This window comes from Actinotalea sp. (assembly GCF_035443605.1).
GTDB lineage: Bacteria > Actinomycetota > Actinomycetes > Actinomycetales > Cellulomonadaceae > Actinotalea.
In genome coordinates this window covers 1-26,381 of the sequence record NZ_DAORSQ010000029.1, presented here as the reverse complement: position 1 = coordinate 26,381, position 26,381 = coordinate 1, and the positions used below count along the sequence as shown (strand labels likewise).

Below are 26,381 nucleotides of genomic sequence, written 5' to 3'. Positions count from 1 at the left end.
CCGTCGCACGACGTGCACGAGGACGCGCTGGTGCGGGTGCTCGCGCAGGAAGGTCATCGAGTCCTCGTCGGCGTGCACCCAGCGCAGGCCGCCGCGGCGCAGCGCGACGGACGCGTTCCGCAGGCCGATCCACCGGGCGTAGGCCGCAAGGGTCTGCTGGTCCCAGGACTCGGGCCGCTCCCACGGGAACGGCGTGCGGGAGTGCTCGCCGTCGGTGCCGGTCAGCCCGATCTCGTCGCCCTGGAACACCGTCGGCACGCCGGGCAGCGTCATCTGCAGCGCCAGCCCGAGCAGGTGCAGGTCCCGGCCGCGCCCGGCGAGGTCGACGCCCCCGTCGGTGCCTCCGCCGGTGACCGTGCGGAACCGCGGGGTGTCGTGCGAGTCGAGGTGCAGCGTCGAGGCGTTCTGCGACCGCCACGGCATGGCCGCGTGGACCTCGCGCATGGTCGCGACCGCCGCGGCCCCGCCGAGCACCGGGATCGCCAGCGGCAGGCCGAGGAAGGCCAGGCCGTGCGGCAGCCCCGGTCCGGCTGCCGAGCCGCCGTTGAGCCACGCCCACACCGGCCGGGTGAACCCCGCGTAGTCCATCGTGCCGTGCCAGCCGTCGCCCGCCAGGTCGGCGGAGGCGTCGTGGCCGTGCTCGGCGAGCAGCCAGCGCGGCTCGTCGAACCGCGCGAACGTGCGCCGCACGGCCCGCGCGACCTCGTGCGCGAGGTCGACGGCGCCCAGCCGCCCGGTCATGTTCGCGACGTCGATCCGCCAGCCGTCCAGGCCCTCGCGGAGCCAGCGGGCCACGACGGAGTCCTCCCCCTCGTACAGGCGCCGGCGCAGCTCCGGCGAGCTGTGGTCGAGCTTGGGCAGGCTGGGGATGTCGAGCCAGGACACGTACTCGTCCGGCGTCGCGCCGAAGGTGTAGAAGCCCGCCTCGGGGGTGGTCCGGTCCCCCTGGGCCCGCGTGAACCACTCGTGGGCGTCCCCGGTGTGGTTGAGCGTGAGGTCCCCGACCACCCGGACGCCACGCGCGTGCGCCGCGCCGATGAGCCGCGCCAACGCCTCGTCGCCGCCGAGCACGGGGTCCACGCGGTCGAAGCTCACGGCGTCGTAGCGGTGGTTGGACCGCGCCTCGAAGACGGGCGTGAGGTACAGCGCCGTCGCGCCCAGTCGCTGGAGGTGGTCGAGCCGTGCCGCGACCCCGTCGAGGTCGCCGCCGAACCACTGGCGCGGGGTGTCGGGGCCGGTGTGCACCACCGGGTCGTCCCACCCCGCGGCGTAGCCCCACGGCGGGGTGGGCCGGTCCTGACCCGAGCGCGCGAACCGGTCGGGGAACACCTGGTAGGCGACCTGGTCGGTCACCCATGCGGGCGGCGGCGGGTGCGCGACGAGCCGGAAGTCGCCGGCGTCCGTGACGTCCCGGCGGTGCACCCCCGCGGCGTTGAGCCACCGGTAGCCGCCGTCTGCCCCGCCCGTGCCGAGCAGGAAGCGGTAGGTCGTCACCGGCTGGTCGACCGGGACGTCCACCGCCCACCACGCGCCGACGTCATCGGTCGACTCGACCTCGCCGCGGGTCCAGGCGGGCTCGCCGTCCCTGACCCGTCGCGCTGCGACCTGGACCTCGGCGCCGGAGCCCCCCGGGCCGTGGGGGACGAACACGCGAGCGCGTGCCACGTCCCCCATGGCCGGGGACTGGTCGTCGAGGTACAGCGGCGAGCCGTCGTGGTGCGGGTGCTGCCAGAGGTGGTGCGTCGAGCTCATCCCTTGACCGCGCCGGCGGTGATCCCTCCGACGATGTACTTCTGCAGGTACTGGAAGAGCAGCACCACGGGGATGGCCGTCAGCACGGCCGCCGCGGCGAACCAGCCCATGTTGTTGGACCGGTCCGCGTCGAGCACGCCGTACATGCCCACCGCGAGCGTCTTGACGCCGGTCTCCCGCAGGAAGATCGACGCGAGCAGGAACTCGCCGATGACCCCGACGAAGGCCAGCAGCCCGGTGACCGCGAGGATCGGGCGCACCAGCGGCAGGATGATCTTGAAGTAGACCTGCGCGTGGCCGGCGCCGTCGATCTTGGCCGCCTCGTCGAGCTCCTTGGGCACCGAGTCGAAGAAGCCCTTGATGAGCCACACCTGGCCGAGCGCGCCACCCATGAGCAGCACGATGTAGCCGAGGATCGTGTTGAGGCCGATCGACGGGATCACCTCGCCGAGCATCGTGAACATCTGGAACAGGGCGACGGTGGCCAGGAACTGCGGGAACATCTGGATGAGCAGCAGGGCCAGGAGTCCGCCGCGACGGCCGCGGAAGCGGAAGCGCGAGAAGGCGTACGCCGCGAGCGCCGAGAAGAAGATCTGACCCAGCACGACGACGGTCGCGATGAGCATCGTGTTGGTGAACCAGCGGACGAACGGACGGCTCGGGTTGGTGAAGAGCTCGTTGTAGTTGACGAAGCTGATCTCAGACGGGATGAGCGAGGTCGAGGACACCGAGCCGAGCGGGTTGAGCGATGCCGAGATGATGTAGAGCACCGGGATGAGCGCGTACACGATGGCGAGGATGCCGACGACGTGCCGCCAGCCGAGCTCGGTCCACCAGCGCATGCCGCGCAGCTTGGTGTCGTTGGCGGCGGGCTTGAGGGCGGTGGCGGTGGTCGCCACGGACTGCTGGGTCGGGTTGCTCATGTCAGTTCACGTCCTCCAGCGCGCGGGTGCCACGGAACTGGAGCGCGGCCAGCACCCCGGTGATGATGAAGAGGATGACCGAGATCGCTGACGCGAACCCGATCTGCTGGGCTGCTGTACCGAAGGCCAGTCGGTAGGTGTAGCTGATGAGGATGTCCGTGCCGCCGGCCGTGGGGTTGGCCGGGGTGAACGGGCCGCCCTCGGTGAGCAGCTGGATCGCGTTGAAGTTGTTGAAGTTGAACGCGAAGGACGCCACCAGCAAGGGGGCCACCGACACGAGCACCAGCGGCAGAACCACGGTGCGGAACTGGGTGAACCCGTTGGCTCCGTCGATGGACGCCGCCTCCTTGAGCTCGGTGGGCACGGCCTGCAGGGCGCCCGTCGCCACGAGGAACATGTACGGGAAGCCCATCCACAGGTTGGTCATGAGCACGGCGATCTTGGCCGTCGTCGGGTTGGTGAGCCAGGCGATGTTGGTGCCGAGCAGGTCGTTGACCAGCCCGAAGTCCGTGTTCCAGAAGCTCGACCACACCAGCAGCGAGATGAAGCCGGGGATCGCGTACGGCAGCAGGAGCACCGAGCGGTAGATCTTCTGGCCCTTGAGCCGGGTGTCGTTGAGCACGACCGCCAGGACGAGGCCGAAGAGGAACGTCAGCGCCACCGTCGAGACGGCGAAGACCACCGTCCAGACGAAGATGCCGAGGAAGTTCGAGCTGATCCGCTCGTCGGTGAAGATCCGGACGTAGTTGGCCCACCCGACGGACTCGCCCCACGACTGGTCGGAGATCCGGTTGCCGTCCTCGTCGGCGAAGTAGGAGCGGTCACCGAACTGCTGGACGGTGTAGACCGTGCCGGTGCGGGTGTCGGTGATCGTGTCCTCGACCTCGTCGTAGACGAGCGGGGTCTCGAGCTCGACCGCCTTGAAGCCCTGGGCCTTGATGATGCCGCCGGTGTCCGTCGGCACCGCGAACCCGTCGAGGCCGCCGCCTGCCTTGCTCGCATCGTTGATGTCGGTGCGCGAGAGCATCTCGAAGCCGTCGGCCGCGGTGACGACGCCGTCGTTGACGGTGGCGTCGCCCTCCTCGAGCGCGACGAGCCCGTCCTCGTCACCGCGGTAGATGTCGCCGCTCGCCTCGTCGACGAGGAAGAACGTGAACGGCCCGTCGATCAGGGTGCCCGTGGTGCCCACGGCCAGCCCGAACGACCGGGCCCCCTCGACCTGCGTCGCGGAGGTGCCGAGGATCCGGGTGATCGTCACCTCCTTGGAGTTCCGGGTGCCGTCGCCGTAGTTGGTCGTCGACAGCTGGAACGTCATGAGGATGGGGTAGACCACGAAGAGCACGAGGAACAGCGCGCCGGGCACCAGGTACTTGGCGGGGACGGCTCGACCCGTGGCGTAGACGGCCACGAGGAGCGCGATGATCCCCCAGAAGATCGCCAGGAACGCCCAGCGCTGCTGGGCGATGAGGGGCGGGGTGATGGCCACGGCGAGACCGGCGAGCGCCCCGGCCCCGAGGACCTTCACCACGAGGGGGAGGATGGCGGTGGTTCCGGTGGCCCTGCGGCTGAGCCGTGGCTCGGGGGGTGCGGTGGACAGGGTGGGCTTCGACACGGTGGCTCCCGAGGTCGCGGCGACGGCTTCTGAGTCGGACCGCACGGCGTGGCACAGCCGTCGAGGCGCCACGCTGCGCGTCGGAGACGAGCCCCGAGGCCCGGGCACCTTGGGGTGCCCGGGCCTCGGGAGGGTCTGTCAGGAACCAGCGATGGCCGTGGCGATGGCCGTGGCCGCGTCGGTGATCGACGCCGTCGGGTCGGCACCGCCGACGATGGCTGCGTACGCGACGCCCAGCGGGGTCCAGACCTCGGCCATGGCCGGGATGGCCGGCATGGGGGCGCCGGCCTCGGCGGCCGCCGCGATGATCTCGAAGTCGGGGTTGCCCGACGCGGTGGCCTCACGGACGGCGATCATGGCCGGCGGGAGGTTGGCCAGCTCGTAGAGCGTGGTCATGGCCTCGGTCGAGTTGACGCCGTTGGCGACGAACTCCTGCGCGAAGGTCTTGTTGAGGCCGTTCGAGGCGACGTAGAAGGCCTGGGCGCCCATGAACGGGACGGCCGGGGCCATGCCCGCGAAGCCGGGGATCGGCTGGACGGTGTAGCCGCCCTCACCGAGGCCCGCGCGGACGTCGTTGAGGGCCCACGGACCGGAGATCATGCAGCCGGCCTTGCCCTCGGCGAACAGCGAGATGTTGTTGTCGCCCGAGATGGAGCGACGCAGGACGTTCGAGCCGGCCTCGCCGAGCGAGGCGATCTTCGCCGCGGCGGCGATGCCACCCGGGGAGGCGACGCCGAGGTCCTCGGCGACGTAGTTGCCGTCGGCGTCGGTGCCGAAGAGGTAGCCACCGGCCGAGGTGAACAGGGGCTGCATGTGGTACGGGTCACCCTGCTCGCCGACCGGCAGGTTGAGGGCGGACTCGGCGGTGCCGGCGTCCACGGCGGCCTGGCCGGCGGCGATCGCGTCGTCGAGCGTCGCGAACGGGCCGGGGCCCGTGAGGGCGGGGTTGCAGTAGAGGACGATGGCCTCGACGCCGTACGGCAGGCCGTAGACCTGGCTGTCGTAGGTCACGGCGCGCACCGCGGTGGGCGAGTACGCGGCGAGCTGGTCAGCGGACAGCTGCACGGGCTCGACGGAGCCGTTCTGCACCATCTGGCCGATCCAGTCGTGCGCACCCACGACGACGTCGGGGCCGTTGCCCGCGGCGTTCGCGGTGATGAAGGAGGCACGGGTGTCGACGACGGCCTGGACGCCGACGGTGATGCCGTTCTCCTCGGCGAAGACGTCGGCCACGGCCTTGATCGCGTCGTACTTGATGTCATCGGTCCAGATGACGAGGTCCTCGGAGCCGCGGACGGGTGCCCCGGACTCCTCGGCCGTGGGCTCCTCCGTGGCCGACTCGGTGGCCTCGGGCTCGGCGTCGCCGCCGCCGCACGCGGCCAGCAAGAGGCTGGCTCCGACGGCGACCGCAAGGCCGCGCGAGATCCTGCGCATGGGTACTCCTCCATCATCGAGTGGGTCGCCGCGCCGGCGGCCCCCGGAGGAACCCTGGCAGCGACGGCAGTGCCCCGAAACTAGCAACCTCTTCCAAACCCTGCAAGAACTTTCAGGATCACGATTTGGCCACTATGCTCGCCGTCGTGAGGCTTCGGCTGGTGGACATCGCCGCCCGCGCCGGCGTGAGCGAGGCGACGGTGTCGCGCGTCCTCAACGACAAGCCGGTCACGGAGCTGACGCGCGAGCGCGTGCTGACGGCGATCGACGTGCTGGGCTACGAGCGGCCGGCGCGACTGCGCCGCAAGCCGGCCGGACTGGTCGGCCTGGTGGTCCCCGAGCTCGTCAACCCCGTGTTCCCGCTCTTCGCCCAGCTCATCGAGACGGCGCTGGTCAAGCACGGGTACACGCCCGTGCTGTGCACCCAGACCCCCGGCGGGGTCCACGAGGACGACTACGTCCAGATGCTGCTGGAGCGCGGCGCGGCCGGGATCATCTTCGTCTCGGGCATCCATGCGATCACCCAGACGGACACCGAGCGCTACTCCCGTCTGCTCAGCCAAGGCGTGCCGATCGTGCTCGTCAACGGCTTCCAGGCGGACGTCAGGGCGCCCAACCTCTCGCAGGACGACACGGTCGCCGTCGACCTCGCCGTGCGGCACCTCTACCAGCTGGGCCACCGCCGGATCGGCCTGGCGCTGGGACCACGCCGCTACACCCCGGTCTCGCGGCGCATCGCGGCCTTCGACCGGCTCGCCCTCGAGCTCACCGACATGGTCCCGCTCGTCGAGTGCAGCCAGTACAGCGTCGAGGGCGGCGCGTCGGCGGCCCACGCGCTCATCGACCAGCACGCGACGGGCATCGTGTGCGGCTCGGACCTCATGGCGCTCGGCGCCATCCGGTCCGCCCGGCTCCGCGGCCTGCGCGTCCCCCAGGACGTCTCGGTCGTGGGCAGCGACGACGGCCTGCTCGCGCAGTTCGCCGACCCGCCGCTGACCACCGTGCGCCAGGACGTCGCCGGGATGAGCGCCGCTGCGGTGCGCGCGCTGCTCGAGGAGATCACCGGCACCCCGTCCCCCCACAACGAGCTGCTCTTCCCGCCGGAGCTCGTGGTGCGCGCGTCGACGGCGGCACCGGGTACCGCCCGGCGCGGAACCGTCGGGGGACCGGTCACGCACACGGCTTGAGGTTGGTGTGCGCGCCGCAGTTCTGGCACCGTCGAGGCATGGCCATCGCACCGCCCGTCCGGCGCCACATCGCGCTCGTCGCGCACGACAACATGAAGGTCGCGCTGCTCGCCTGGGCCGAGCACAACCGCGACACCCTCGCGGAGCACGACCTCTACGCGACCGGCACCACCGGCACGATGCTCGAGTACGAGCTGGGCCTGGTGAACCACCGGTTCCTCTCAGGCCCCATCGGGGGCGACCAGCAGATCGGCGCGAAGATCGCCGAGGGCGTCATCGACATGCTGATCTTCTTCTGGGACCCCCTCGAGGCCCAGCCGCACGACCCGGACGTCAAGGCCCTGCTGCGGCTGTGCGGCGTGTGGAACGTGCCGACGGCCACCAACCTGGCGACGGCCGACTTCCTCATCACCTCACCGCTGATGCACGACGGCTACGAGCGCCGGCTGCCCGACGTCGGCCCGCGGGGCTGGGACGGCACCGCGCCGACACCCGGCTGAGCGGACCGGGCCCACCGGCGCCCCGGCGCGTCGACCTCCCCCTTGCGGCGTGGGCGGGCGCGAGCCTCGCTACGCTCCGCAGGTCCGGACATCCCGCCGGACCGCGCACCCGCATGCCGAGGAGACCCCGATGTCGCAGATCCACCTCGCCGCCCGCCGCACCGGATGGGACATCGCCCTGGGGGTGCTGCTCGTCATCGGCGGGTTCGTGGTGCTCGGTGACGTCGTCATCGCCACCGTCATCTCGATCTTCTTCATCGGCTGGACCACCCTCATCTCGGGTGTGATGCTCCTCGTGGGCTCGCTGCTGCGGATCGGCAAGGCGGGCTTCTGGTCCGCAGCCCTCGGCGGCGCGCTGCTGACCGTGCTGGGACTGTTCATCCTGCGCAACCCCGCGATCGGCGCGCTGTCCCTCACGCTCATGGCCGGTGCGCTGTTCTTCACCAGCGGCCTGACGCGCATCGTCGTGGCCTTCGTCCAGCCGGGCCACCGGCTGGTCCTCGTGCTCTCCGGCCTGCTGTCGCTCGCGCTGGGCCTGTGGGTGCTCATCAACCCGGTCGAGGCGACCCTCCAGATGCTCGGCATCCTCCTGGGCGTGCAGATCCTCACCGAGGGCCTCACGCTCATCGCCATCGGCCGCCTGCGCCCGGTGCCCGCGGGCGCCGGGGCCACCGCCTGACATCCGCTCGCGTCGGGCTCGGCGATCAGCCGAGCCCGACGACGACCGTGGGCCCGACCCCCAGCACCAGGCCGTCGATCGCGACGACGCCCGAGAGGTCCTGCGGTGCCCGGACCGTCCACAGCAGAGCCCCGTCGCGCAGCGCGTAGGCCGTCAGCGCCGGCGGCGCGCCGGGCGCCTGCCGGTACGTGACCACCCGCACGCCGTCCGTGAGCAGCCCGGCACCGCCGACCCCGACGGGGTTGTCGTCCTGGGGCGGCAGGTCCGTCGACCACCCCGCACGCCCCGTCGCGACGTCGAGGGCGAGCAGCCTGCGGTCCTCGAGGACCACGAGCCGGCCGCCGACGCGCAGCCGGGTGTCACCGGCGGCCGCCGTGCGGCTCCACAGCTCCTCGCCGGTGCGCGCCGCCAGGGCGGCCAGGGCGTCCCCCTCCGGCTGCTGCACCAGCAGCACGTCGCCCGGCTGGCCGTCCGAGACCACGAGCCGTGCCGGAGCCGCCGACCCCTCGTGGAGCAGCACCCCGCCGCTGCTGAACCACGCAGAGGGCGCACCGTCGGCGCCCGAGACCCAGAAGCCGTCTGGCCCCACCGTCACCGAGGCGACGACACCCACGTCGGCCCCGCTCCACCCGTCTGCCGCGGCGGCGAGCACGCGCCCGTCGTCGGCGTCCAGGACGCCCGCGACAGCTCCGAGGGCCGCGACCAGGCCGTCCGCCCCGTCGAGCTCCACGCCACGGCTCGGCCGCACCGCCCCGACGGTCAGCCGCTGGGACCACCGGACCGCGCCCGTCAGGGCGTCCGTGCGACGTACCGTGACCCGACCGTCGCGCTCCTCGGCCAGCAGGAGGTCGCCGTCGACGGCCCCGACCCCGACCGTCCCCGCCGCCAGACGGCGGTCGCCGACCAGGGCGCCGTCGGCCAGGTCGACGAGCACGAGGCGACCCGGACCCGGGTTCGCGGCCGAGAGGTCCACCGCGCCCCGCCCGTCGCCCGCCGTCACCCGGCAGCCCAGCAGCCGCGCCTCCGGCGGACCGAGCTCCAGGTCACAGGCCAGGTCGGTGAGGCGGCTGACGCCCGGCAGGACGGCCGTCCACAGCACCTCGCCCGAGCGGCCGTCGCGGCCGAGGAGCTCCCGCCGGTCGGTGGTCCCCGCGAGCTCGACGAGCACGCCGTCCGCGAGCGCCAGCACCCGGCCGGAGGTGCGCCAGACCTCCCGGAGAGGCCGCTCGAGGGACGGTGCCAACCCGGGCACCCCGGCAGCCGCCGCCAGCGCGGCCGCCTCGGCGCGCTCCGCCCGGTCGGTCGCGACCCGCGATCCGCCGGCGACGACCGCCGCCAGGACGAGCGCCGCGGCGAGGACGCGCCGCCACCGGAGCCACGCGGGCGGGCGCCACGACACGCGGGTCGGGGCGCGGGCACCGGTCCCGGAGCCAGCGCCGTGCTCCGGTGGCGCGTCGTCCTCGACGAGCAGCACCTCGACGCTGTCGTCGTGCCGGCGCCGCACCATCCTTCGAGGCTAACCGGCGGTCCCCCGGCCGCCAGCGGGGCCGTCGCGGGCGGCCGCACGGGGCCGTCGCCCGGCCGACGGCTACCATCGAGGCCCTGTGAACCTCGTCGAGCGCCTCGTCCCCGCACGCCTCGGCGTGGGCTTCCGCTGGCTGCTCGCGTCCTCGTGGACGAGCAACCTCGGCGACGGGATCTCGCTCGCCGCCGGACCCCTGCTCGTCGCGTCGCTCACCACCGACGCGCGGCTCGTGGCGCTCGCCGCCACCCTCCAGTGGCTGCCGCCGCTGCTCTTCGGGCTGTTCGCCGGCGCGCTGGCCGACCGCCTCGACCGCCGCCGCCTCGTCGTCGCCGTCGACCTCGCCCGGGCCGCGGTGCTCGCGGTCCTCGCCACCGCCGTGCTGACCGACCGCGTGTCGATCACCGTCGTGCTCGTGGCGCTCTTCGTCGTCGGCACCGCCGAGGTCTTCGCCGACTCCGCCTCGCAGACCCTGCTGCCGATGCTCGTCGCGCGCGGGGACCTCGCCGTCGCCAACGCGCGGCTGCAGACCGGCTTCCTCACCGTCAACCAGCTCGCCGGGCCGCCGATCGGCGCAGCGCTGTTCGCCGCCGGGTCCGTGTGGCCGTTCGCCACCCAGGCGCTCGTCGTCGCGGCGGGGGCGCTGCTCATGTCCCGGATCGTGCTGCCGGCGCACGGCCGCGCGCCCGGCGAGCGCACGCACCTGCGGCACGACATCGCCGAGGGCTTCCGGTGGGTGCGCCACCACGCGGCGGTCCGCACCCTCGTGCTGACCATCTTCACGTTCAACATCACCTTCGGCGCCGCGTGGTCCGTGCTCGTGCTCTACGCCACCCAGCGGCTGGGCATGGGCGAGATCGGCTTCGGGCTGCTCACCACCGTCAGCGCCGTGGGCGGGCTGGCCGGCACCGCGTCCTACGGCTGGATCACCCGACGGGTGAGCCTGGGCGACCTCATGCGGATCGGGCTGATCGTGGAGACGCTGACCCACCTGGGGCTGGCGCTGACCCGCCAGGCATGGGTGGCGATGGTGATCTTCTTCGCGTTCGGCGCGCACGCGTTCATCTGGGGCACCACGTCGGTCACCGTGCGTCAGCGCGCCGTCCCCCTGCCGCTGCAGGGCCGGGTGGGCAGCGTCAACCTCGTCGGGGTGTTCGGCGGGCTGGTCATCGGCTCGGGCATCGGCGGCCTGCTGGCCCATCGCTGGGGGGTCACCGCGCCGTTCTGGTTCGCGTTCGCGGGCTCCGCGGTGTTCGTGGTGCTCATCTGGCGCGAGCTCGCGCACATCGCGCACGCCGACGACGAGCCGGATCCGCCGGGCGCGCCGGAACCGGCCGCCGAGGCCGCGCTGACCGCCGAGCCCGCCGGCGAGGCCGACCGTGACGACTGACCCGACGCTCGAGATCGCCCTGCTGCGCCTCGCAGCCCAGCGGGTGGTGGGTCCGCCGGCGAGCGACCCGGCCGCCACCGTCGAGCACCTGCTCGCGCTGCAGGCGCAGGACCTCCCGGGCGCCGTCGCCTCGATCGCGCTGCGCACGGCCGGCCGCTCGACGGCCCAGGTCAGGGCCGCGTTCGACGCCGGCGCCGTGGTGCGGACGTGGCCGATGCGCGGCACGCTGCACGCGGTCGCGGCGGTGGACGCGGTGTGGATGGGCGAGCTCATGACGGCGCGACCGCGCGTCGCCGCCGCGCGCCGGCAGGCGCAGCTCGGGCTGGACGACGACGCCCTGCGCGTCGGTGGGACCACGGCGCGGGCCGCGCTCGCCGCCGCGGACCCGGGCCTGACCCGGGCGGAGCTCCTTGCGGTGTGGCGGGCGGCCGGCCTGCCCACCGACGCCGGGCGGGGCTACCACCTCATCGTGCACCTGGCCCACGCCGGGGTGCTGTGCCAGGGTCCGTTCCGTGGGGCCGAGCAGCTCTTCGTCCTCGTCGAGCGCTGGGTGCCGGCGCCCAGGCGCCTCGACCGCGAGCACGCGCTGGCCGAGCTGACGCTGCGCTACCTGCGCGGCCACGGCCCCGCGACCGTGCCGGACCTCGCCCGCTGGTCAGGGCTTCCGCTCGGCGAGGTCCGCACGGGCCTGGCACTCGTCGCGGACCGGCTCGACACGCTCGAGGTCGCGGGGGCGACCTACCACCTCGACCCCGGTACGCCCGCGCTGCTGGCCGCGCACCGCGACGCCGCGATGGCCACGCACCTGCTGCCCGGGTTCGACGAGATGGTGCTCGGGTACGCCGACCGCACCGCGACCGTGCCCGCCGCGTACGCGGACCGCGTGGTCCCCGGCGGCAACGGGGTGTTCCGCCCCACCGTGCTCCGCGGCGGTCGCGCCGTGGGCACCTGGCGCGTGGTGGGCCGGGGCGGGGCGCGGCGGGTCGAGCTCGAGGCGTTCGACGGCGCGCCGTCGGCCGAGCTGCTCGCTGACGTCACCCGGTTGGCCGCCGCGCCGGGGTGAGGGACCGGGACGCAGAACGGCCCCGATCCACCGGACCGGGGCCGTTCGCCTGTGCGCGAGGGGGGACTTGAACCCCCACGTCCTTACGGACACTGGCACCTGAAGCCAGCGCGTCTGCCATTTCGCCACTCGCGCGCGCCGGAGAAGGCTAGCACGGGGCCGCAGGCGCGCGGCCCGGGTGCGCGGCCATGACCTGCCACGCCGGATACGATCGGCACGGACGCGCCGCGGGCCTCGGGCCCGGCGCTGCGCAGCCGCCGACGGATCCCCCCGTCGCCGGCCCTGCCCGGCGACGAACGGAGGTGGCATGGCATTCCTCGACAAGTTCGAGAAGGGCGTCGAGCGCGTGGTCTCCTCGGCCTTCGCCAAGGCCTTCCGCAGCGAGGTCAAGCCGGTCGAGCTGGCCAGCGCCCTGCGCCGCGAGGTGGACGACCGTGCCGCCGTCGTCGGCCGCGACCGCACCGTGGTGCCCAACGAGTTCACCATCGAGCTGTCCCCCGGCGACCTCCAGCAGATCGAGGACTGGGGCGCCGAGGCCCTCGCGGACGAGCTCGCCGCCAACGTCACGGACTACGCCACCACGCAGCGGTACGCGTTCGTCGGCCCCGTCGCGGTGATGTTCGTCGAGGACGACGCCCTGGAGACCGGCCGGTTCCTCGTGCGCAGCGCGACCGTGCGCGGCGCCGTCGCCCCGGCCACCAGCGTCGCGGCGAGCGCACGCCACCCCCTCGTGGACATCGACGGCCAGCGCTACCTGCTCACCGGCCCCGTGACCGTCATCGGTCGGGGCAGCGAGGCCGACATCATCGTCGACGACCCGGGCATCTCCCGGCGCCACCTGGAGATCCGGGTCACGCCGGACGGCGTGGTCGCGAGCGACCTGGGCTCCACCAACGGCACGTTCGTCGAGGGCCACCAGGTGCCGGCCGCGACGCTGGTCGACGGCAACACCATCACCATCGGACGCACCCGGATCCTCTTCTGGACGGGCTCCGACGACCCCGAGGACCAGTGACCGCCGGCCATGAGTGAGCTGACGATCACCCTGCTGCGGCTGGGCTACCTCGTGCTGCTGTGGCTGTTCGTCCTGCTCGCCATCGGTGTGCTGCGCCGCGACCTGTACGGCACCCGGATCGTGCGCCGCCGGCTGCGCCGCTCGGCCGGCGCCCCGGCTCCCGTGGGCGCGGCCGGCCGGCCGGCCCCCGCCGCACCCTCTGTCCCGCGGCGCGAGGTGCCGCGACGCCTCGTCGTGACAGCCGGCCCCCTGCGCGGCACCACCCTGCCGCTCGGCGCCTCGGCGATCCTCATCGGCCGTGCGCCGTCGTGCACCCTCGTGCTCGACGACGACTACTCGTCCTCACGGCACGCACGCGTCTTCCCGCAGGACGGCCAGTGGTACGTCGAGGACCTCGGCTCGACCAACGGCACGTTCGTGGGCCGCGAGCGCATCGAGGCGCCCACGCCCGTCGAGGTCGGCGCCCAGCTGCGCGTCGGCCAGTCCACCCTCGAGCTGCAGCGTTGAGGCGCCACCCGTGACCATCGCCCTGAGGTACGCCGCGCGCTCGGACGTCGGCCTGGTGCGCGCCAACAACCAGGACTCCGCGTACGCCGGGCCGCACCTGCTCGTGGTCGCCGACGGGATGGGCGGCCACGCGGGCGGGGACGTCGCCTCCTCGGTGGCCGTGGCGCACCTCGCGCCCCTGGACGACGAGGCGCACGGGCCGGACGACGTGCTGGCGGAGCTGACCCGCGCGCTGACGTCCGCGCACGACGAGCTGCTGGCCCGCGCCGAGGAGAACCCCGAGCTGTCCGGCCTCGGCACCACGGTCACGGCGCTGCTGCGCTCGGGCAACAAGCTGGCGATGGCGCACATCGGGGACTCGCGCGCGTATCTGCTGCGCGACGGCGAGCTCACCCAGGTGAGCACCGACCACACCTTCGTCCAGCACCTCGTCAACACGGGCAAGATCACCGCGGAGGAGGCCGAGCGGCACCCGCAGCGCTCGGTGCTGCTGCGCGTGCTCGGCGACTTCGACATGGACATCCTGCCGGACATGTCCGTGCGGGAGGCCGTGCCGGGGGACCGCTGGCTGCTGTGCTCCGACGGCCTGTCGGGCGTGGTGAGCCACGACACGATGGCCCACACGCTGCGCACCGAGCGGGACATCGACGCGTGCGCCGACCACCTCGTGGCGCTGGCCCTGCGCGGCGGGGCGCCGGACAACGTCACCGTGGTGCTCGGCGACGTCGTCGAGGTCGACACCCTGCCCGACGGCGCCGCACCGGGCACCACCTCGCACATCGTCGGTGCGGCGGCGCTCGACCGCCACCGGCCCACCGTCGGTGGGGCAGGGGCCGCGGCGCGCGCGGCCGAGCACGCAGCGAGCGTCCGGGCCGCGGAGTCCGCCGCCCCGCCGGAGCCGCTGGACGAGGACGAGCCCACGCCGCGCCGCACGGGCCGCCGCATCGCCTGGGCCGTGGCGCTGCTCCTCGTGCTGGGCGGGCTGGGCGCCGCCGGGTGGTGGGGCTACGGCTGGACGCAGCAGCAGTACTTCCTCGGGGTGGACGACGGTCGGATCGCCGTCTTCCGCGGGATCCCGCAGTCCATCGGCTCGTTCGAGCTGTCCCACGTCGTCGAGATCAGCGACACCCGGGTGACCGACCTGCCCGGATACGTCCAGGACCGCCTCGACCAGACGCTGCCGGCCGACAGCCTCGAGGACGCCCGCGCCACGGTCGACGAGCTCGAGCTCCAGGCGGACGGGGCGACGTGACCCGTACCGCACCGACGACCGACCGCCCCGGCCGGGGGCGGTGATGGCGACCGTCGCGCCGCACGCGGTGCGTGCCGGCCGCGGGATCGAGCTGGCGCTGCTCGCCGTGGCGCTGCTGCTGGGCATCGGCGCCTACGCCCAGGTGGGGCTGGCGACGTCCGGCACCCTGCCGGTGGACATCGTCGGCTACTCCGCCGGCCTGGTGGTGCTCGCCCTCGGCCTGCACGTCGTGCTGCGGTGGCGCGCGCCCTACGCGGACCCGGTCATGCTGCCCGTGGCCGTCGCGCTCAACGGCGTGGGGCTGGCGATGATCTACCGGATCGACCTCGCCTACGCGCTGCGCGGCCGCGAGACGTCCTTCGCCGAGCGCCAGCTCGCCTGGACCGCCCTGGGCGTCGTCCTGGCCGGCCTCGTGCTGGTGCTGCTGCGCGACCACCGGACGCTGCGCCGCTACACCTACACCGCGATGGTCGTCGGGCTGGGCCTGCTCGTGCTGCCCCTGGTTCCGGGCCTGGGCGAGGAGGTCAACGGGGCGCGGATCTGGATCTTCGTCGCCGGCAACTCGTTCCAGCCGGCCGAGATCGGCAAGATCGTGCTGGCGATCTTCTTCGCCGGCTACCTCGTCACGACGCGGGACACCCTCGCGCTGGCGGGCCCGCGCGTGCTGGGCCTGCAGCTGCCGCGCCCGCGCGACCTCGGGCCGATCATCGTCGCGTGGGCCGTCTCCCTCGGCGTGCTCGTCTTCGAGCGGGACCTCGGCACGTCGCTGCTGTTCTTCGGGCTGTTCGTCGCGATGCTCTACCTCGCCACCGAGAGGCTCAGCTGGGTGGTCATCGGCCTGCTGCTGTTCGGCGGCGGTGCCTTCGTCGCGTCGCAGGTGTTCAGCCACGTCGGCGCGCGGTTCGACGCCTGGCTGCACGCGTTCGACAACGACGTCTTCGAGGCCTCGCCCGGCGGCTCGGGGCAGCTGGTGCGCGGGCTGTTCGGGATGGCCAGCGGCGGGCTGTTCGGCACCGGGCTGGGCCGCGGCCGGCCGGACCTCGTGCCGTACGCCGAGTCGGACTTCATCGTCGCGTCGCTCGGCGAGGAGCTGGGCCTCACGGGCCTGCTCGCCCTGCTCACCCTGTACCTCGTGCTGGCCCAGCGCGGCCTGCGCACCGCGATCGGCGTGCGCGACGGGTTCGGCAAGCTCTTCGCGGGCGGGATGGCCTTCGTCGTGGCGTTCCAGTGCTTCGTCGTGGTGGGCGGCGTCACCCGGCTCATCCCGCTCACCGGTCTGACGATGCCGTTCCTCGCGTACGGCGGCTCGTCCCTGCTGGCCAACTGGGTGATCGTCGCGCTGCTGCTGCGGATCTCCGACAGCGCGCGCCGCCCGGCCGGGGCCGCCCGCCCCGGCGCCCCGGACGACCTGCCGGACGACGACGCCCTCGCGGCCCTCGTCACGCCGGAGCCGGAGCCCGCGCCGGCCCCGGCGCTGCCCGCGGGCGACGACCACGCCACCGAGCTCATCGACGTGCGCGAGGTGCCCCGGTGAACACCCCGGCACGCCGGCTCGCGACCGTCGTCATCGCGATGTTCCTTGCCCTCATGGGCGGGGCGACGTGGGTGCAGTTCTTCCAGGCGCCCACGCTCAACAACGACAACCGCAACGTCCGCACGCTGTACCGCGAGTTCGGCAACGCGCGCGGGCCGATCGTCGTGGGCGGCGAGTCGATCGCGTCCTCGACGGCGGTGGACGACCCGTTCGGCTACCAGCGCAGCTACGCCAACGGTGCGCTCTACGCCCCGGTCACCGGCTTCTACTCCATCGTCTTCAGCCGCAGCGGCATCGAGGACGCGATGAACACCGAGCTCAACGGCACGGCCGACTCGCTGTTCTACAACCGCCTGCAGGACCTCATCACCGGGCGCCAGCCGCAGGGCGCGATCGTCGAGCTCACCATCGACCCCGTGATCCAGCAGGCCGCGTGGGACGCGCTCGGCGACCAGCGCGGCGCCGTCGTCGCGCTGGACCCGCGCACCGGGGCGATCCTGGCGATGGTGTCCAAGCCGTCCTTCGACCCGAACCTGCTCGCGAGCCACGACACCGCGGCCGTCAACGAGGCCTGGGCAGCACTCAACGCCGACGAGGGCGACCCGATGGTCAACCGCGCCATCGCCGGCACCACCTACCCGCCGGGCTCGACGTTCAAGCTCGTCACGGCGGCGGCCGCGCTCGAGGCCGGCATGACCCCGGCGACGCAGATCGCGGCGCCGGACGTGCTCGACCTGCCGCAGAGCAGCGCGACGCTGGGCAACTTCGGCGGCTCGTCGTGCAGCCCCACCGGCACGGCCACGCTGCTCGACGCGCTGCGGATCTCGTGCAACACGGCCTTCGGTCAGCTGGGCATGGACCTCGGCGCTGACGCGCTGCGCGAGCAGGCCGAGGCCTTCGGCTTCGACACGCCCCTCGACGTGCCGCTGACGGTCACCGAGAGCCACTTCCCCGACGCCGAGGCGATCGACGCCCCGCAGACCGCCATCGCGGCGATCGGGCAGTACGACGTCCGCGTCACGCCCCTGCAGATGGCCATGGTCAGCGCGGCGATCGCGAACGGCGGGGAGCAGATGGCCCCCTACCTCGTCGCCGCCGTGCGCAGCGCCGATCTCACGGTCGTCGACCAGGCAGCGCCGAGCACCCTCGGCCGGCCCGTCTCCGCCGCCACCGCCGCTGCCCTGCGCGACATGATGGTCGCCGTCGTCGCGAGCGGCACCGGCACCTCGGCCCAGATCAGCGGCGTCACGGTGGCCGGCAAGACGGGCACGGCCCAGACGACGGCCGACGCCGCCCCGCACGCCTGGTTCACCGCGTTCGCCCCGGCGGAGAACCCCACCATCGCGATCGCCGTCATCGTCGAGAACGGCGGCAGCGCCGGCAGCGAGGCGACCGGCGGTCGGGTCGCCGCGCCCGTCGCGCGGGCCGTCATCGAGGCGGCGCTGCGATGAAGCCGATGGCCGACATCGCCCTGGGGGGCCGCTACCGCCTCGTCTCGCGCATCGCCGTGGGCGGGATGGGCGAGGTGTGGGTGGGGCACGACGAGGCGCTGGCACGGGACGTGGCGGTCAAGGTGCTGCGCGCCGAGTTCGCGGGCGACGTCGGGTTCCTCGAGCGGTTCCGCACCGAGGCGCGCAACAGCGCGGGCCTGTCCCACCCCAACATCGCCGCGCTCTACGACTACGGCGAGCAGGACGGCTCGGCCTTCCTCGTCATGGAGCTCGTGGTCGGCGAGCCGATGTCCGACCTGCTCGACCGCGAGCCCGTGCTGCCCCCGCGCCGCCTGCTGCCGATCCTGGCCCAGACGGCGCGCGCGCTGCACGCCGCGCACCTCGGCGGCGTGGTGCACCGCGACGTCAAGCCGGGCAACATCCTGCTGGCGCGGTCCGGACGGGTGAAGATCACCGACTTCGGCATCTCGATGGCGACCAACCAGGTGCCGATGACGGCCTCCGGCATGGTCATGGGCACCGCGCAGTACCTGTCCCCCGAGCAGGCCGTCGGCGGCGCGGCGACCGGTGCGTCCGACGTCTACTCGCTGGGCATCGTCGCGTACGAGTCGCTCGTCGGGCACCGGCCCTTCACCGGGCCGACCGCCGTCGACATCGCCGTCGCGCATGTCAACACGCCCGTGCCGCCGCTGCCGGACAGCGTCGACCCGCAGCTCGCCGCCCTGGTGATGCGGATGCTCGCCAAGGACCCGGAGAAGCGCCCGCGCTCGGCGGCGTCGCTGGCCAGGACGCTCGACGCGTTGGCAGAACGCACCCCGCCCGGCGGCGTCCCGCAGCCCTCCGGCCGCCACGCCGGCTCTGGCTCTGCGATCCAGGCCGCCGTCGTGCCCGGGCGCCCGCTGGAGGACGCGGTCTCGCCCACCCCGACGGAGCTGCCGCCCGTCATCGCGCCCGGGCCGTCGCCCGCGCCGCGCCCCGACATCAGCGGCGGTGCTGCCGCAGCCGCACCGGGCCGCTGGCGCCGGAGCAGGCTGGTCCAGCCCCTGCTCGCCCTCGCGCTGGTGGTGGTCTTCGCCCTGCTGGGCGCGGCCTTCGCCGATAGGCTCTGGGGGCCGTCGCGCGCGTCCGGACCGGAGGATGCACACCAGATCGTGACGGGCGCCTCCGGCGGCTCGACGCCCGTCGGTGCGATGATCTGGCCAGACCGCGACGAGGGCCGGGATCCTCCGCCCGCACCGCAGACGACGACAGCGAGGGACGAGCAGTGGTGAACGACGCTCCGCGGATACTCGGCGGCCGGTACGAGGTCGGTGAGCTCATCGGGCGCGGCGGGATGGCCGAGGTCCACATCGGCCATGACACGCGGCTCGGGCGCACCGTCGCCATCAAGATCCTGCGCTCCGACCTGGCGCGGGACCCGTCCTTCCAGGCGCGGTTCCGCCGCGAGGCGCAGGCCGCGGCCTCGCTCAACCACCCGGCGGTCGTCGCCGTGTACGACACCGGCGAGGACGTCACCACCGAGCAGGGCGGCGCCCTGGCGCACGTGCCCTTCATCGTCATGGAGTACGTCGAGGGCCACACGGTGCGCGACATCCTGCGCGACGGCGCGGCGGTGCCCATCGAGGAGGCCATCGAGATCACCGCCGGCGTGCTCTCGGCGCTGGAGTACTCCCACCACGCGGGGATCGTGCACCGCGACATCAAGCCGGCCAACGTCATGCTCACGCCCACGGGCGCGGTCAAGGTGATGGACTTCGGCATCGCGCGTGCCATGGCGGACGCCGCTGGCACCATGACCCAGACCCAGGCCGTCATCGGCACCGCGCAGTACCTGTCCCCGGAGCAGGCGCGCGGCGAGCAGGTGGACACCCGCTCCGACCTGTACTCCACCGGCTGCCTGCTGTTCGAGCTGCTCACCGGGCGCCCGCCGTTCATCGGCGACTCCCCGGTCGCGGTGGCGTACCAGCACGCGCGCGAGGAGGCCCAGCCGCCGAGCACCTTCGCGGCGGACGTGCCGGAGACGCTCGACCGGATCACGATGAAGGCGCTGGCCAAGGCGCGCGAGAACCGCTACTCCACCGCGGCGGAGTTCCGCTCCGACCTCGAGGCCGTGCTGCGCGGCGGGCACGTCGCCGCCCCGGCGCTCGGCGCGACGGCGGCGCTCGGCGCAGCCGCAGCGCTCGGCGCGGCAGCGGCACTGGCCGACCCGGGCCCGGCCACGGCCGCGACCCAGGTGATGGGTGCGCAGCCCGCCGCTCCGCCGGCGGTCTCGCCGTGGGGTCCCGTCGGCGCACCGACCTCCCGGCACGACCTCGTCGACGAGGAGGAGCCCAAGTCCCGCAAGGGCCTCATGTGGGCGCTCATCGGCGTCGCACTCGCGGCCATCGCCGGGATCGCGCTCATCCTCAGCCTGGGCAACCCGACGGGGCCCGAGGAGCCCGGCACCTTCGAGCTGCCGGACGTCGCCACGATGACGGAGGGTGCCGCGACCGCGGAGCTCGTCGCCCTGGGCCTCGAGGTCGTCCCGCTGCCCGAGCCCAGCCTCGACGTGCCCGCCGGCAGCGTCACGCGCACGGACCCAGACGCCGGGACGCTCGTCGCCGAGGGCGACTCGATCGACCTCTACGTGTCCTCCGGCGCGGATGCCGTGACCATCCCGGACATGTCGAACTTCACCGAGGCCCAGGCCAGGGGAGCCCTCACAGCCCTGGGCTTCACGGACATCGCGCTGGGCGCCACCGAGAACAGCCCGGACGTCGCCAAGGACCGCGTCATGCGCACCGAGCCCGTCGCGGGTGAGTCCGTCGACCCGGGCGCGACGGTGACGATCTTCCTGTCCACCGGTCAGGTCCTGGTCCCCGACTTCGTCGGCACCGCGGCCACGCGCGCGGCGGCGGAGCAGGCGCTCATCGATCTCGGGCTGGTGCCCGTGGTCGAGGAGGAGGAGTCCAACGCAGCCCCCGGCACGGTCATCGGGCAGAGCCGCGGCCCTGGCCCGGTGCCGCAGCAGATCAGCGTGACGATCACCGTGGCGATCGCCCGGCCGGTCGAGCTGGTCACCGTCCCGGACGTCATCGGGATGACCTCGAGCGAGGCGTCCGCTGCGCTGGGCGCGGCCGGCCTCAACGCCGCGTTCGGGCCGGACGAGCCGAGCACCGAGCCGGACCAGCGGGTGGCCCGCACCGACCCGGACACCGGGACCGAGGTCGAGGCGGGCAGCACCGTGACGATCTTCCTGTCGAACGGGACCCCGCCGGCCCCCTGACGTCAGGCGGTGTGGCGGACCAGCGGCGCCATGCCGGCCGAGCGCTCGACCGCGCCTTCGAGGCCGCACACCTCGAGCCAGTTGGCCAGCAGCCGGTGACCGCCCTCGGTGAGCACGGACTCGGGGTGGAACTGCACGCCGTGCAGCGGCAGCTCGCGGTGCTGCAGGCCCATGATGACGCCCGGGCCGTCCTCGGACTGCGTGCGCGACGTGACGACGAGCTCGTCCGGCACCGTCCCGTCGACGACGGCGAGCGAGTGGTACCGCGTCGCCCGGAACGGCGTGGCCAGCCCGGCCAGCACGCCGGCGCCCTCGTGCACCACCTGGCTCGTCTTGCCGTGCATGAGCTCCGGAGCGTGCGTCACCGTGGCGCCGAACACCTCGGCGAGCGCCTGGTGGCCCAGGCACACCCCGAGCATCGGCTGACCCGCCGCGGCGCAGTCCCGGATGACGTCCATGCTCTGCCCAGCGGCGCGCGGGGTGCCGGGCCCGGGGGAGATGACGACACCGTCGTACGCCGAGCGCTCCTCGAGCGATGGCACGGCGTCGTTGCGCACCACGACCGTCTCGGCACCCAGCTGGTCGAGGTACCCGACGATCGTGTAGACGAACGAGTCGTAGTTGTCGACGACGAGGATCCGGGTCATCTCACTCCACGGTGATGTCGTTGAAGGGCATGAACGGGGCGATCGCGGGGAACACCCAGGTGAAGCAGACCGCGACGACCGCCAGGGCCAGCACGGCGAGCAGCGCCACCCGCGCACCCGCCGGACCGGGCAGCGCCCGCCACAACCACCCGTACATCATGCGCCAGCCCCGAGCTCCGCCGGGGTGCCGTCCACCACGGGAAGCCAGTGGTCGAGCACGGCGTGCACCACGTAGCGCTCCCTGGCGCTGAACATCGGGTGGCACGTGGTGAGCGTCATCATCGCCTGGGTCGGCACGGCCGCGAGGTCGCCGGGGACGGGGGCGATGACCTCGACCTGCTGCGGGCCGACCACCTCTGCGGCCGTGACGCGGTAGACGTACCAGGTGTCGGCCGTGCGGACCACGAGCGGGTCCCCCACCACGAGCTCCGCGACGCGGTGGAAGGGCTTGCCGTAGGTGGTGCGGTGCCCCGCGACGGCGAAGTTGCCGACCGCCCCGGGCATCGCTGTGCCCTCGTAGTGCCCGATGCCGAGCGCGTCGAGGACCTCGCGCTTGGCGGTGCCCTGCGAGATCGGCCGTGCGACGTCGTCCCAGCGCGGCACCTGGAGCGTCGCGAACGTCGTGCGGAACGCGGGCTCGACGAGCACCGGGGCCGGGTCCCGGCGCAGCACGGGCTCCGGCGCGGCGTCCGCGTCCGGAGGCGTGAACCCCAGCTCGGCGACCACGGCGGCCTGGGCGCGCTCGCCGACGACGTCCGTCCACCACAGCTGCCACACGAGGAACAGCCCCAGCAGCACGCCGAGCGTGACGAGCAGCTCGCCGAGCACGCCGACCGCCACCGCAGAGCGCCGGGCCGGCCGGCGGACGTCCGGCAGGCTGTCGACGGGGCTCACCGCTCGTCCACGACGCCCGGCACCTCGACACCGTCGGGCACCTGCGCGAACTGCAGGTCGACCGACGCCTCGTACGCGGCGAGCTGGAGCGACTCCTCGGAGTCCACCGACCAGCCGAGGCCGACCGCGTCGACGTAGTCGAGGTAGGTCTGGACGGCCGGGGAGTCGAGCAGGGCCTCGCGCAGGTCGTCCGGGTCGCCGATCGCCTCGACGACGTACGGCGGGGAGTAGTGCTGCCCGTGCAGCAGCAGGACGTTGCCCACGCAGCGGAACGCGGAGGTGGAGACCACACGCTCGCCCTGCAGGGTCATCGCCTCGGCGCCGCCGGTCCACAGCGCGTTGATCACGGCCTGGAGGTCCTGCTGGTGCACGACGAGGTCGTCGTTGGTCACCCAGTCCGGGCGGGGGGCGTTGGCCGACGCATCCGTCAGACGCACCGTGAGACCCGGTCCGCTCACGGGCACCCGGCCCGCGGCGATCTCGATGAGGGCGACCTCGGGGTCCACCTGCGGGGCGACGTCGGTCTGCGCGTCCGTGAGGGCGTCGACCTCCGCGCGCAGCGCCGAGACCTCCTCGGCGGCCCGCGCGGACTGGTCGAGCTCCGCCTGGACCAGCTGGAGCAGGTCCTGGGGCTGGCGGGCGTCCGCACCCCCCTGCAGGTGGGCGTTGGCGGCGAAGAGGTAGCCGGCCGTGACGAGCACGGCGGCGACGCCGAGGGCGCCCCAGGCGTGCGCGCGCGACGCGCTGTGCAGCCGTTCCATCACCCCTCCCGCCCCGTCGGCCGCGCTCCTCGCGACGCCCACTACGCTAGATGACGAACGACCGGCGTCGTAGGTGCCGGCCCGCACCCCGTACAGGAGAGCCCCGTGCCCGAGTCCAGGTCGCGCAAGAAGCCTTCCTACGTGCCACCACCGGCATCGTCCGCCCCCAAGACCAACCCGGCGTGGCTCGTCCCGACGATGATCGGCCTCATGGTCAGCGGCCTGCTCTGGGTGGTCGTCACCTACATCTCCCAGACGCGCTACCCCATCCCGGGGATCGAGAACTGGAACCTGGCGGTCGGGTTCGTGCTCATCCTGGCCGGGTTCGGCCTGACCACCCGCTGGCACTGACGGGACGCGTCATCCCCAGAGGTGGACATCTCTGTGGATAACTACACCGGTGTAGTTCCACAGGTGTGAGTAAGCCTGGGGACGGCCCTCCGGGTCAGGCTCCGGCGTACTTGAGGACGGCGAGGGCGACGAGCAGCGCCGTCGTCGCCACCACCCCCGCGACGCCGAGCCGCACACGGCGAGACTTCGGGGCGTAGGCGAACACCGCACCGAGGAGCAGGCCGACGAGCAGGCCGCCCGCGTGCGCCTCCCACGCGATCCGCGGGACGAAGAAGGGGATCGCGGCGTTGAACGCGAGCACCACGAGGATCGACCGGGCGGAGCGGCCGAGCCGACGCAGCACGATGATGATCGCTCCGAACAGCCCGAACACCGCGCCAGAGGCGCCCACGACCGAGGTGATCCACGACGGGTCGTCCGCCGTGATGGTCGGCGAGGCGAGCAGGAGGTAGAGCACGGAGCCGCCCAGCGCGGAGGTGAGGTACAGCGCCGTGAACCGCCAGCGGCCCAACGCGGGCTCGAGGTACTGCCCGAGCACCCACAGGGCGTACATGTTGAACCCGATGTGCAGGAGCGAGCCCGAGTCGTGCAGGAAGGCCGTGGTGAGGAACCGCCAGGGCTCGAGCTCGCCGATCGCGGGGCTGAACACCCACCGGGAGGTCCAGGCGGCGCCGAGCGTGAGCTGGAGCAGGAAGCTCACGACGTTGAGCCCGATGAGCGTCAGCGTGACCACCGGGCGGCCGCCGCGCAGCGGCGCACCGAAGGCGGTCCGCGCCTGCGGTGCGGCCTTGACCGCTGCCCGCACGCAGTCGACGCAGTGCACGCCGACGGCGGCGGTGCGCTGGCACTCGGGGCACGTGGGCCGACCGCAGCGCTGGCACCGGACGTAGGACACCCGGTCGGGGTGGCGAGGACAGACGGGCACGGCCGCCGTGGCCGCGCCCGTCTGGTCGGTCGCGTCGCTCATCGGCGCTCGGGGCCGCTCAGTCCTCGATCGTGACGGAGGTGATCGTCACGTCCTGCACGGGGCGGTCGCCACCGCGCGTGGGCGTCGTGGCGATCGCGTCGACGACGGCCCTTGACTCGTCGTCTGCCACGGTGCCGAAGATCGTGTGCTTGCCGTTGAGGTGCGGGGTCGCCGTGACGGTGATGAAGAACTGCGAGCCGTTGGTGCCGCCGACCTTGCCCGAGACGGGGTCCCGGCGCAGGCCGGCGTTGGCCATCGCCAGCAGGTACGGGGCCGAGAAGCGCAGCTCGGGGTGGATCTCGTCGTCGAACGTGTAGCCGGGGCCGCCGGTGCCCGTGCCCAGGGGGTCGCCGCCCTGGATCATGAAGCCGGAGATGACGCGGTGGAAGACGACGCCGTCGTAGAGCGGCTCGGTGCGCTCCTCGCCCGTGCGCGGGTCCTTCCACGGCGTGGCGCCGGTGGCCAGGCCGACGAAGTTGCGCACGGTCTTGGGTGCGTGGTTCTCGTGGAGCTCGATGCGGATGTCACCAGAGGTGGTGTGCAGGGTCGCGAACATGGTCACATCCTCGCACGCAGGCAGGCACGGCACGCTCCCAGGTGGCAGCATGGGGGTGCGGGGCTGGATCAGCCCGTTCGTTGCCAACCCAGGGAGTCGACCATGCTCGACCACATCCGTCGTTCCGCGCTGTCCTCCGTCGATGCCGACAAGCTGAAGACGCAGGCGGCCGAGGTCGGCGCAGCGCTGTCCGACGCCTCGGTGCACGCGGGGCAGACCGCCGCGCACCTCGCCGAGCAGGCCGCCGTCGTCGCCGGCCAGGCCATGGAGTGGGCGACGCCCCGCGTGGAGGCCGCCGTGGAGTGGGCAGGCCCCAAGGTCGAGAAGGCCCTGCGTGACGCGGCCAAGGCCGCCGAGCCCACCGTCGAGCGGGCCGCCGAGAAGGCGGTCCCGATGGTCGACACCGCGCACGACGCGTTCGTCGAGGAGATCCTGCCCAAGGTCACCGCCGCCGTGACGGCCGCCCTGGCTGCCGCGGCCGTCGGTGCGGACAGGGCGCGGGACGCCGCCTCGGCCCGGCTCACCGAGATCGCCCACATCGAGGTGCCCGAGCCGCCGAGGTCGCACACCGGCGCCAAGATCTTCTGGCTCCTCACCGGCGCGGCCGCTGCCCTCGCCGCCCTGTTCGCGTGGAAGCGCAGCAAGCCGACCACCGACCCGTGGGCCGAGCAGCCCTGGGAGCCGGCGGACGCGGGCGACCGGTTCAAGCACCGCGCTGCCGAGGCCCGCGAGGAGCTCGGCGGGGTGGTCTCCGACGTCCGGCACGAGCTGGGCGACGCCGCCGAGGCCGTCGGGGAGGTCGCCGGCGAGGCGATCGCCAAGACGCGCGAGGCGACGGACAAGGCCCGTGAGGCCGCCGAGCGCGCGGCCGAGCGGACGCGCGAGGCCACCGAGCGCGCCGCAGAGAAGACGCGCGAGGCGACCGAGAAGGCCCGTGAGGCCGTCGGCGAGGTCGCGGAGAAGACCGTCGAGGCCACGCGCAAGGCGACCCCGCGCAAGCGGGCCGTCACGGCGGCCCCGGTCGAGGAGACGCTCGCGGACGCCGCCGAGGCGACCGACGCGGAGAAGATCGCCACGGACGTCCCCGGGAACGACTGAGGCGACCCGTCCCGGCCGTCC

At 73.5% G+C, this 26,381-nt stretch carries 25 protein-coding genes and 1 tRNA gene; 14 read left to right on the top strand and 12 right to left on the bottom strand.

The features are described from left to right. From PKY62_RS05055 to PKY62_RS05040, 4 genes are all read right to left on the bottom strand, one after another. A partial coding sequence (locus PKY62_RS05055) for a glycoside hydrolase family 13 protein (protein WP_324535491.1) occupies window positions 1–1,752 on the bottom strand: 1,752 nt, incomplete at its 3' end. After that, window positions 1,749–2,675, bottom strand: a complete 927-nt coding sequence (locus PKY62_RS05050) for a sugar ABC transporter permease (RefSeq protein ID WP_324535489.1) — start codon at window positions 2,673–2,675, stop codon at window positions 1,749–1,751. The genes PKY62_RS05055 and PKY62_RS05050, both read right to left, overlap by 4 nt. Before the next feature lies 1 nt (window position 2,676). Continuing rightward, the gene (locus tag PKY62_RS05045; RefSeq protein ID WP_324535487.1) at window positions 2,677–4,287 is read right to left on the bottom strand and encodes an ABC transporter permease subunit; all 1,611 of its coding nucleotides are present in this window, start codon (window positions 4,285–4,287) and stop codon (window positions 2,677–2,679) included. Window positions 4,288–4,425: 138 nt separating this feature from the next. Continuing rightward, window positions 4,426–5,721, bottom strand: a complete 1,296-nt coding sequence (locus tag PKY62_RS05040) for a sugar ABC transporter substrate-binding protein (protein ID WP_324535485.1) — start codon at window positions 5,719–5,721, stop codon at window positions 4,426–4,428. A gap of 146 nt (window positions 5,722–5,867) precedes the next feature. Here PKY62_RS05040 and PKY62_RS05035 point away from each other — a divergent pair, with 146 nt between their 5' ends. The 3 genes from PKY62_RS05035 to PKY62_RS05025 all read left to right on the top strand — a co-directional run bounded on the left by PKY62_RS05035 (window position 5,868) and on the right by PKY62_RS05025 (window position 8,087). Then, complete coding sequence (locus PKY62_RS05035; RefSeq protein WP_324535483.1) at window positions 5,868–6,908, top strand: LacI family DNA-binding transcriptional regulator; 1,041 nt, start codon at window positions 5,868–5,870, stop codon at window positions 6,906–6,908. 38 nt (window positions 6,909–6,946) lie between these two features. Continuing rightward, entirely contained in the window at window positions 6,947–7,408 is a 462-nt protein-coding gene (locus tag PKY62_RS05030; protein ID WP_324535481.1) for a methylglyoxal synthase, read from the top strand. A gap of 130 nt (window positions 7,409–7,538) precedes the next feature. After that, on the top strand, window positions 7,539–8,087 hold the full coding sequence (locus tag PKY62_RS05025) for an HdeD family acid-resistance protein (RefSeq protein WP_324535479.1): 549 nt from the start codon (window positions 7,539–7,541) through the stop codon (window positions 8,085–8,087). 25 nt (window positions 8,088–8,112) lie between these two features. On the opposite strand, the gene PKY62_RS05020 is transcribed toward PKY62_RS05025, so the two are convergent. Beyond that, window positions 8,113–9,594 (bottom strand): outer membrane protein assembly factor BamB family protein, encoded by a 1,482-nt coding sequence (locus tag PKY62_RS05020; RefSeq protein WP_324535477.1) that lies wholly within the window; start codon window positions 9,592–9,594, stop codon window positions 8,113–8,115. Between the two features lie 97 nt (window positions 9,595–9,691). On the opposite strand from PKY62_RS05020, the gene PKY62_RS05015 reads away from it, so the two are divergent. After that, a complete protein-coding gene (locus PKY62_RS05015) occupies window positions 9,692–10,999 on the top strand; it encodes an MFS transporter (protein ID WP_324535475.1) in 1,308 nt (435 codons plus the stop codon). Next, window positions 10,989–12,062 (top strand): winged helix DNA-binding domain-containing protein, encoded by a 1,074-nt coding sequence (locus PKY62_RS05010; RefSeq protein WP_324535473.1) that lies wholly within the window; start codon window positions 10,989–10,991, stop codon window positions 12,060–12,062. Before PKY62_RS05015 ends, PKY62_RS05010 begins: the two co-directional genes overlap by 11 nt. A gap of 52 nt (window positions 12,063–12,114) precedes the next feature. Here PKY62_RS05010 and PKY62_RS05005 read toward each other — a convergent pair. Then, window positions 12,115–12,197, bottom strand: a tRNA-Leu gene (locus tag PKY62_RS05005). A 172-nt stretch (window positions 12,198–12,369) separates the two neighbouring features. Between PKY62_RS05005 and PKY62_RS05000 the strand changes: the two genes are divergently transcribed. Genes PKY62_RS05000 through pknB form a run of 7 tightly spaced genes read left to right on the top strand, consistent with a single transcriptional unit; the run spans window position 12,370 to window position 21,086 of the window. Beyond that, window positions 12,370–13,077, top strand: a complete 708-nt coding sequence (locus PKY62_RS05000) for an FHA domain-containing protein (RefSeq protein WP_324535471.1) — start codon at window positions 12,370–12,372, stop codon at window positions 13,075–13,077. A 9-nt stretch (window positions 13,078–13,086) separates the two neighbouring features. Continuing rightward, window positions 13,087–13,584, top strand: a complete 498-nt coding sequence (locus tag PKY62_RS04995; protein ID WP_324535469.1) for an FHA domain-containing protein FhaB/FipA — start codon at window positions 13,087–13,089, stop codon at window positions 13,582–13,584. A gap of 10 nt (window positions 13,585–13,594) precedes the next feature. Continuing rightward, window positions 13,595–14,836: a PP2C family protein-serine/threonine phosphatase gene (locus PKY62_RS04990; RefSeq protein ID WP_324535467.1), complete on the top strand. Its 1,242-nt coding sequence runs from the start codon at window positions 13,595–13,597 to the stop codon at window positions 14,834–14,836. Window positions 14,837–14,879: 43 nt separating this feature from the next. Next, window positions 14,880–16,370: an FtsW/RodA/SpoVE family cell cycle protein gene (locus PKY62_RS04985; protein ID WP_324535465.1), complete on the top strand. Its 1,491-nt coding sequence runs from the start codon at window positions 14,880–14,882 to the stop codon at window positions 16,368–16,370. Further along, entirely contained in the window at window positions 16,367–17,821 is a 1,455-nt protein-coding gene (locus PKY62_RS04980) for a peptidoglycan D,D-transpeptidase FtsI family protein (RefSeq protein ID WP_324535463.1), read from the top strand. Before PKY62_RS04985 ends, PKY62_RS04980 begins: the two co-directional genes overlap by 4 nt. Then, window positions 17,818–19,092: a protein kinase domain-containing protein gene (locus PKY62_RS04975; protein WP_324535461.1), complete on the top strand. Its 1,275-nt coding sequence runs from the start codon at window positions 17,818–17,820 to the stop codon at window positions 19,090–19,092. Before PKY62_RS04980 ends, PKY62_RS04975 begins: the two co-directional genes overlap by 4 nt. After that, window positions 19,086–21,086, top strand: coding sequence for a Stk1 family PASTA domain-containing Ser/Thr kinase (gene pknB / locus PKY62_RS04970; protein ID WP_502875787.1), 2,001 nt, complete (start codon window positions 19,086–19,088; stop codon window positions 21,084–21,086). The genes PKY62_RS04975 and pknB overlap by 7 nt, the downstream gene beginning before the upstream one ends. Window positions 21,087–21,088: 2 nt before the next feature. Here pknB and PKY62_RS04965 read toward each other — a convergent pair whose 3' ends face one another. Genes PKY62_RS04965 through PKY62_RS04950 form a run of 4 tightly spaced genes read right to left on the bottom strand, consistent with a single transcriptional unit; the run spans window position 21,089 to window position 23,388 of the window. Further along, window positions 21,089–21,733, bottom strand: a complete 645-nt coding sequence (locus PKY62_RS04965) for an aminodeoxychorismate/anthranilate synthase component II (protein ID WP_324535457.1) — start codon at window positions 21,731–21,733, stop codon at window positions 21,089–21,091. A 1-nt stretch (window position 21,734) separates the two neighbouring features. Further along, window positions 21,735–21,893 (bottom strand): hypothetical protein, encoded by a 159-nt coding sequence (locus tag PKY62_RS04960; protein WP_324535493.1) that lies wholly within the window; start codon window positions 21,891–21,893, stop codon window positions 21,735–21,737. Continuing rightward, the gene (locus PKY62_RS04955) at window positions 21,890–22,627 is read right to left on the bottom strand and encodes a class E sortase (RefSeq protein ID WP_324535455.1); all 738 of its coding nucleotides are present in this window, start codon (window positions 22,625–22,627) and stop codon (window positions 21,890–21,892) included. Before PKY62_RS04955 ends, PKY62_RS04960 begins: the two co-directional genes overlap by 4 nt. Beyond that, the gene (locus tag PKY62_RS04950) at window positions 22,624–23,388 is read right to left on the bottom strand and encodes a DUF881 domain-containing protein (RefSeq protein ID WP_324535453.1); all 765 of its coding nucleotides are present in this window, start codon (window positions 23,386–23,388) and stop codon (window positions 22,624–22,626) included. Before PKY62_RS04950 ends, PKY62_RS04955 begins: the two co-directional genes overlap by 4 nt. 105 nt (window positions 23,389–23,493) lie before the next feature. Here PKY62_RS04950 and PKY62_RS04945 point away from each other — a divergent pair, with 105 nt between their 5' ends. Further along, entirely contained in the window at window positions 23,494–23,739 is a 246-nt protein-coding gene (locus PKY62_RS04945) for a cell division protein CrgA (protein ID WP_324535451.1), read from the top strand. A 94-nt stretch (window positions 23,740–23,833) separates the two neighbouring features. Here the strand turns inward: PKY62_RS04945 and PKY62_RS04940 are convergent, their stop codons facing one another. Both PKY62_RS04940 and PKY62_RS04935 read right to left on the bottom strand, forming a co-directional pair. Next, window positions 23,834–24,706: a rhomboid family intramembrane serine protease gene (locus PKY62_RS04940; RefSeq protein WP_324535449.1), complete on the bottom strand. Its 873-nt coding sequence runs from the start codon at window positions 24,704–24,706 to the stop codon at window positions 23,834–23,836. A 16-nt stretch (window positions 24,707–24,722) separates the two neighbouring features. Then, the gene (locus PKY62_RS04935) at window positions 24,723–25,262 is read right to left on the bottom strand and encodes a peptidylprolyl isomerase (RefSeq protein WP_324535447.1); all 540 of its coding nucleotides are present in this window, start codon (window positions 25,260–25,262) and stop codon (window positions 24,723–24,725) included. Window positions 25,263–25,364: 102 nt separating this feature from the next. Here PKY62_RS04935 and PKY62_RS04930 point away from each other — a divergent pair, with 102 nt between their 5' ends. Beyond that, entirely contained in the window at window positions 25,365–26,360 is a 996-nt protein-coding gene (locus PKY62_RS04930; protein ID WP_324535445.1) for a hypothetical protein, read from the top strand. Window positions 26,361–26,381 lie beyond the last annotated feature (21 nt).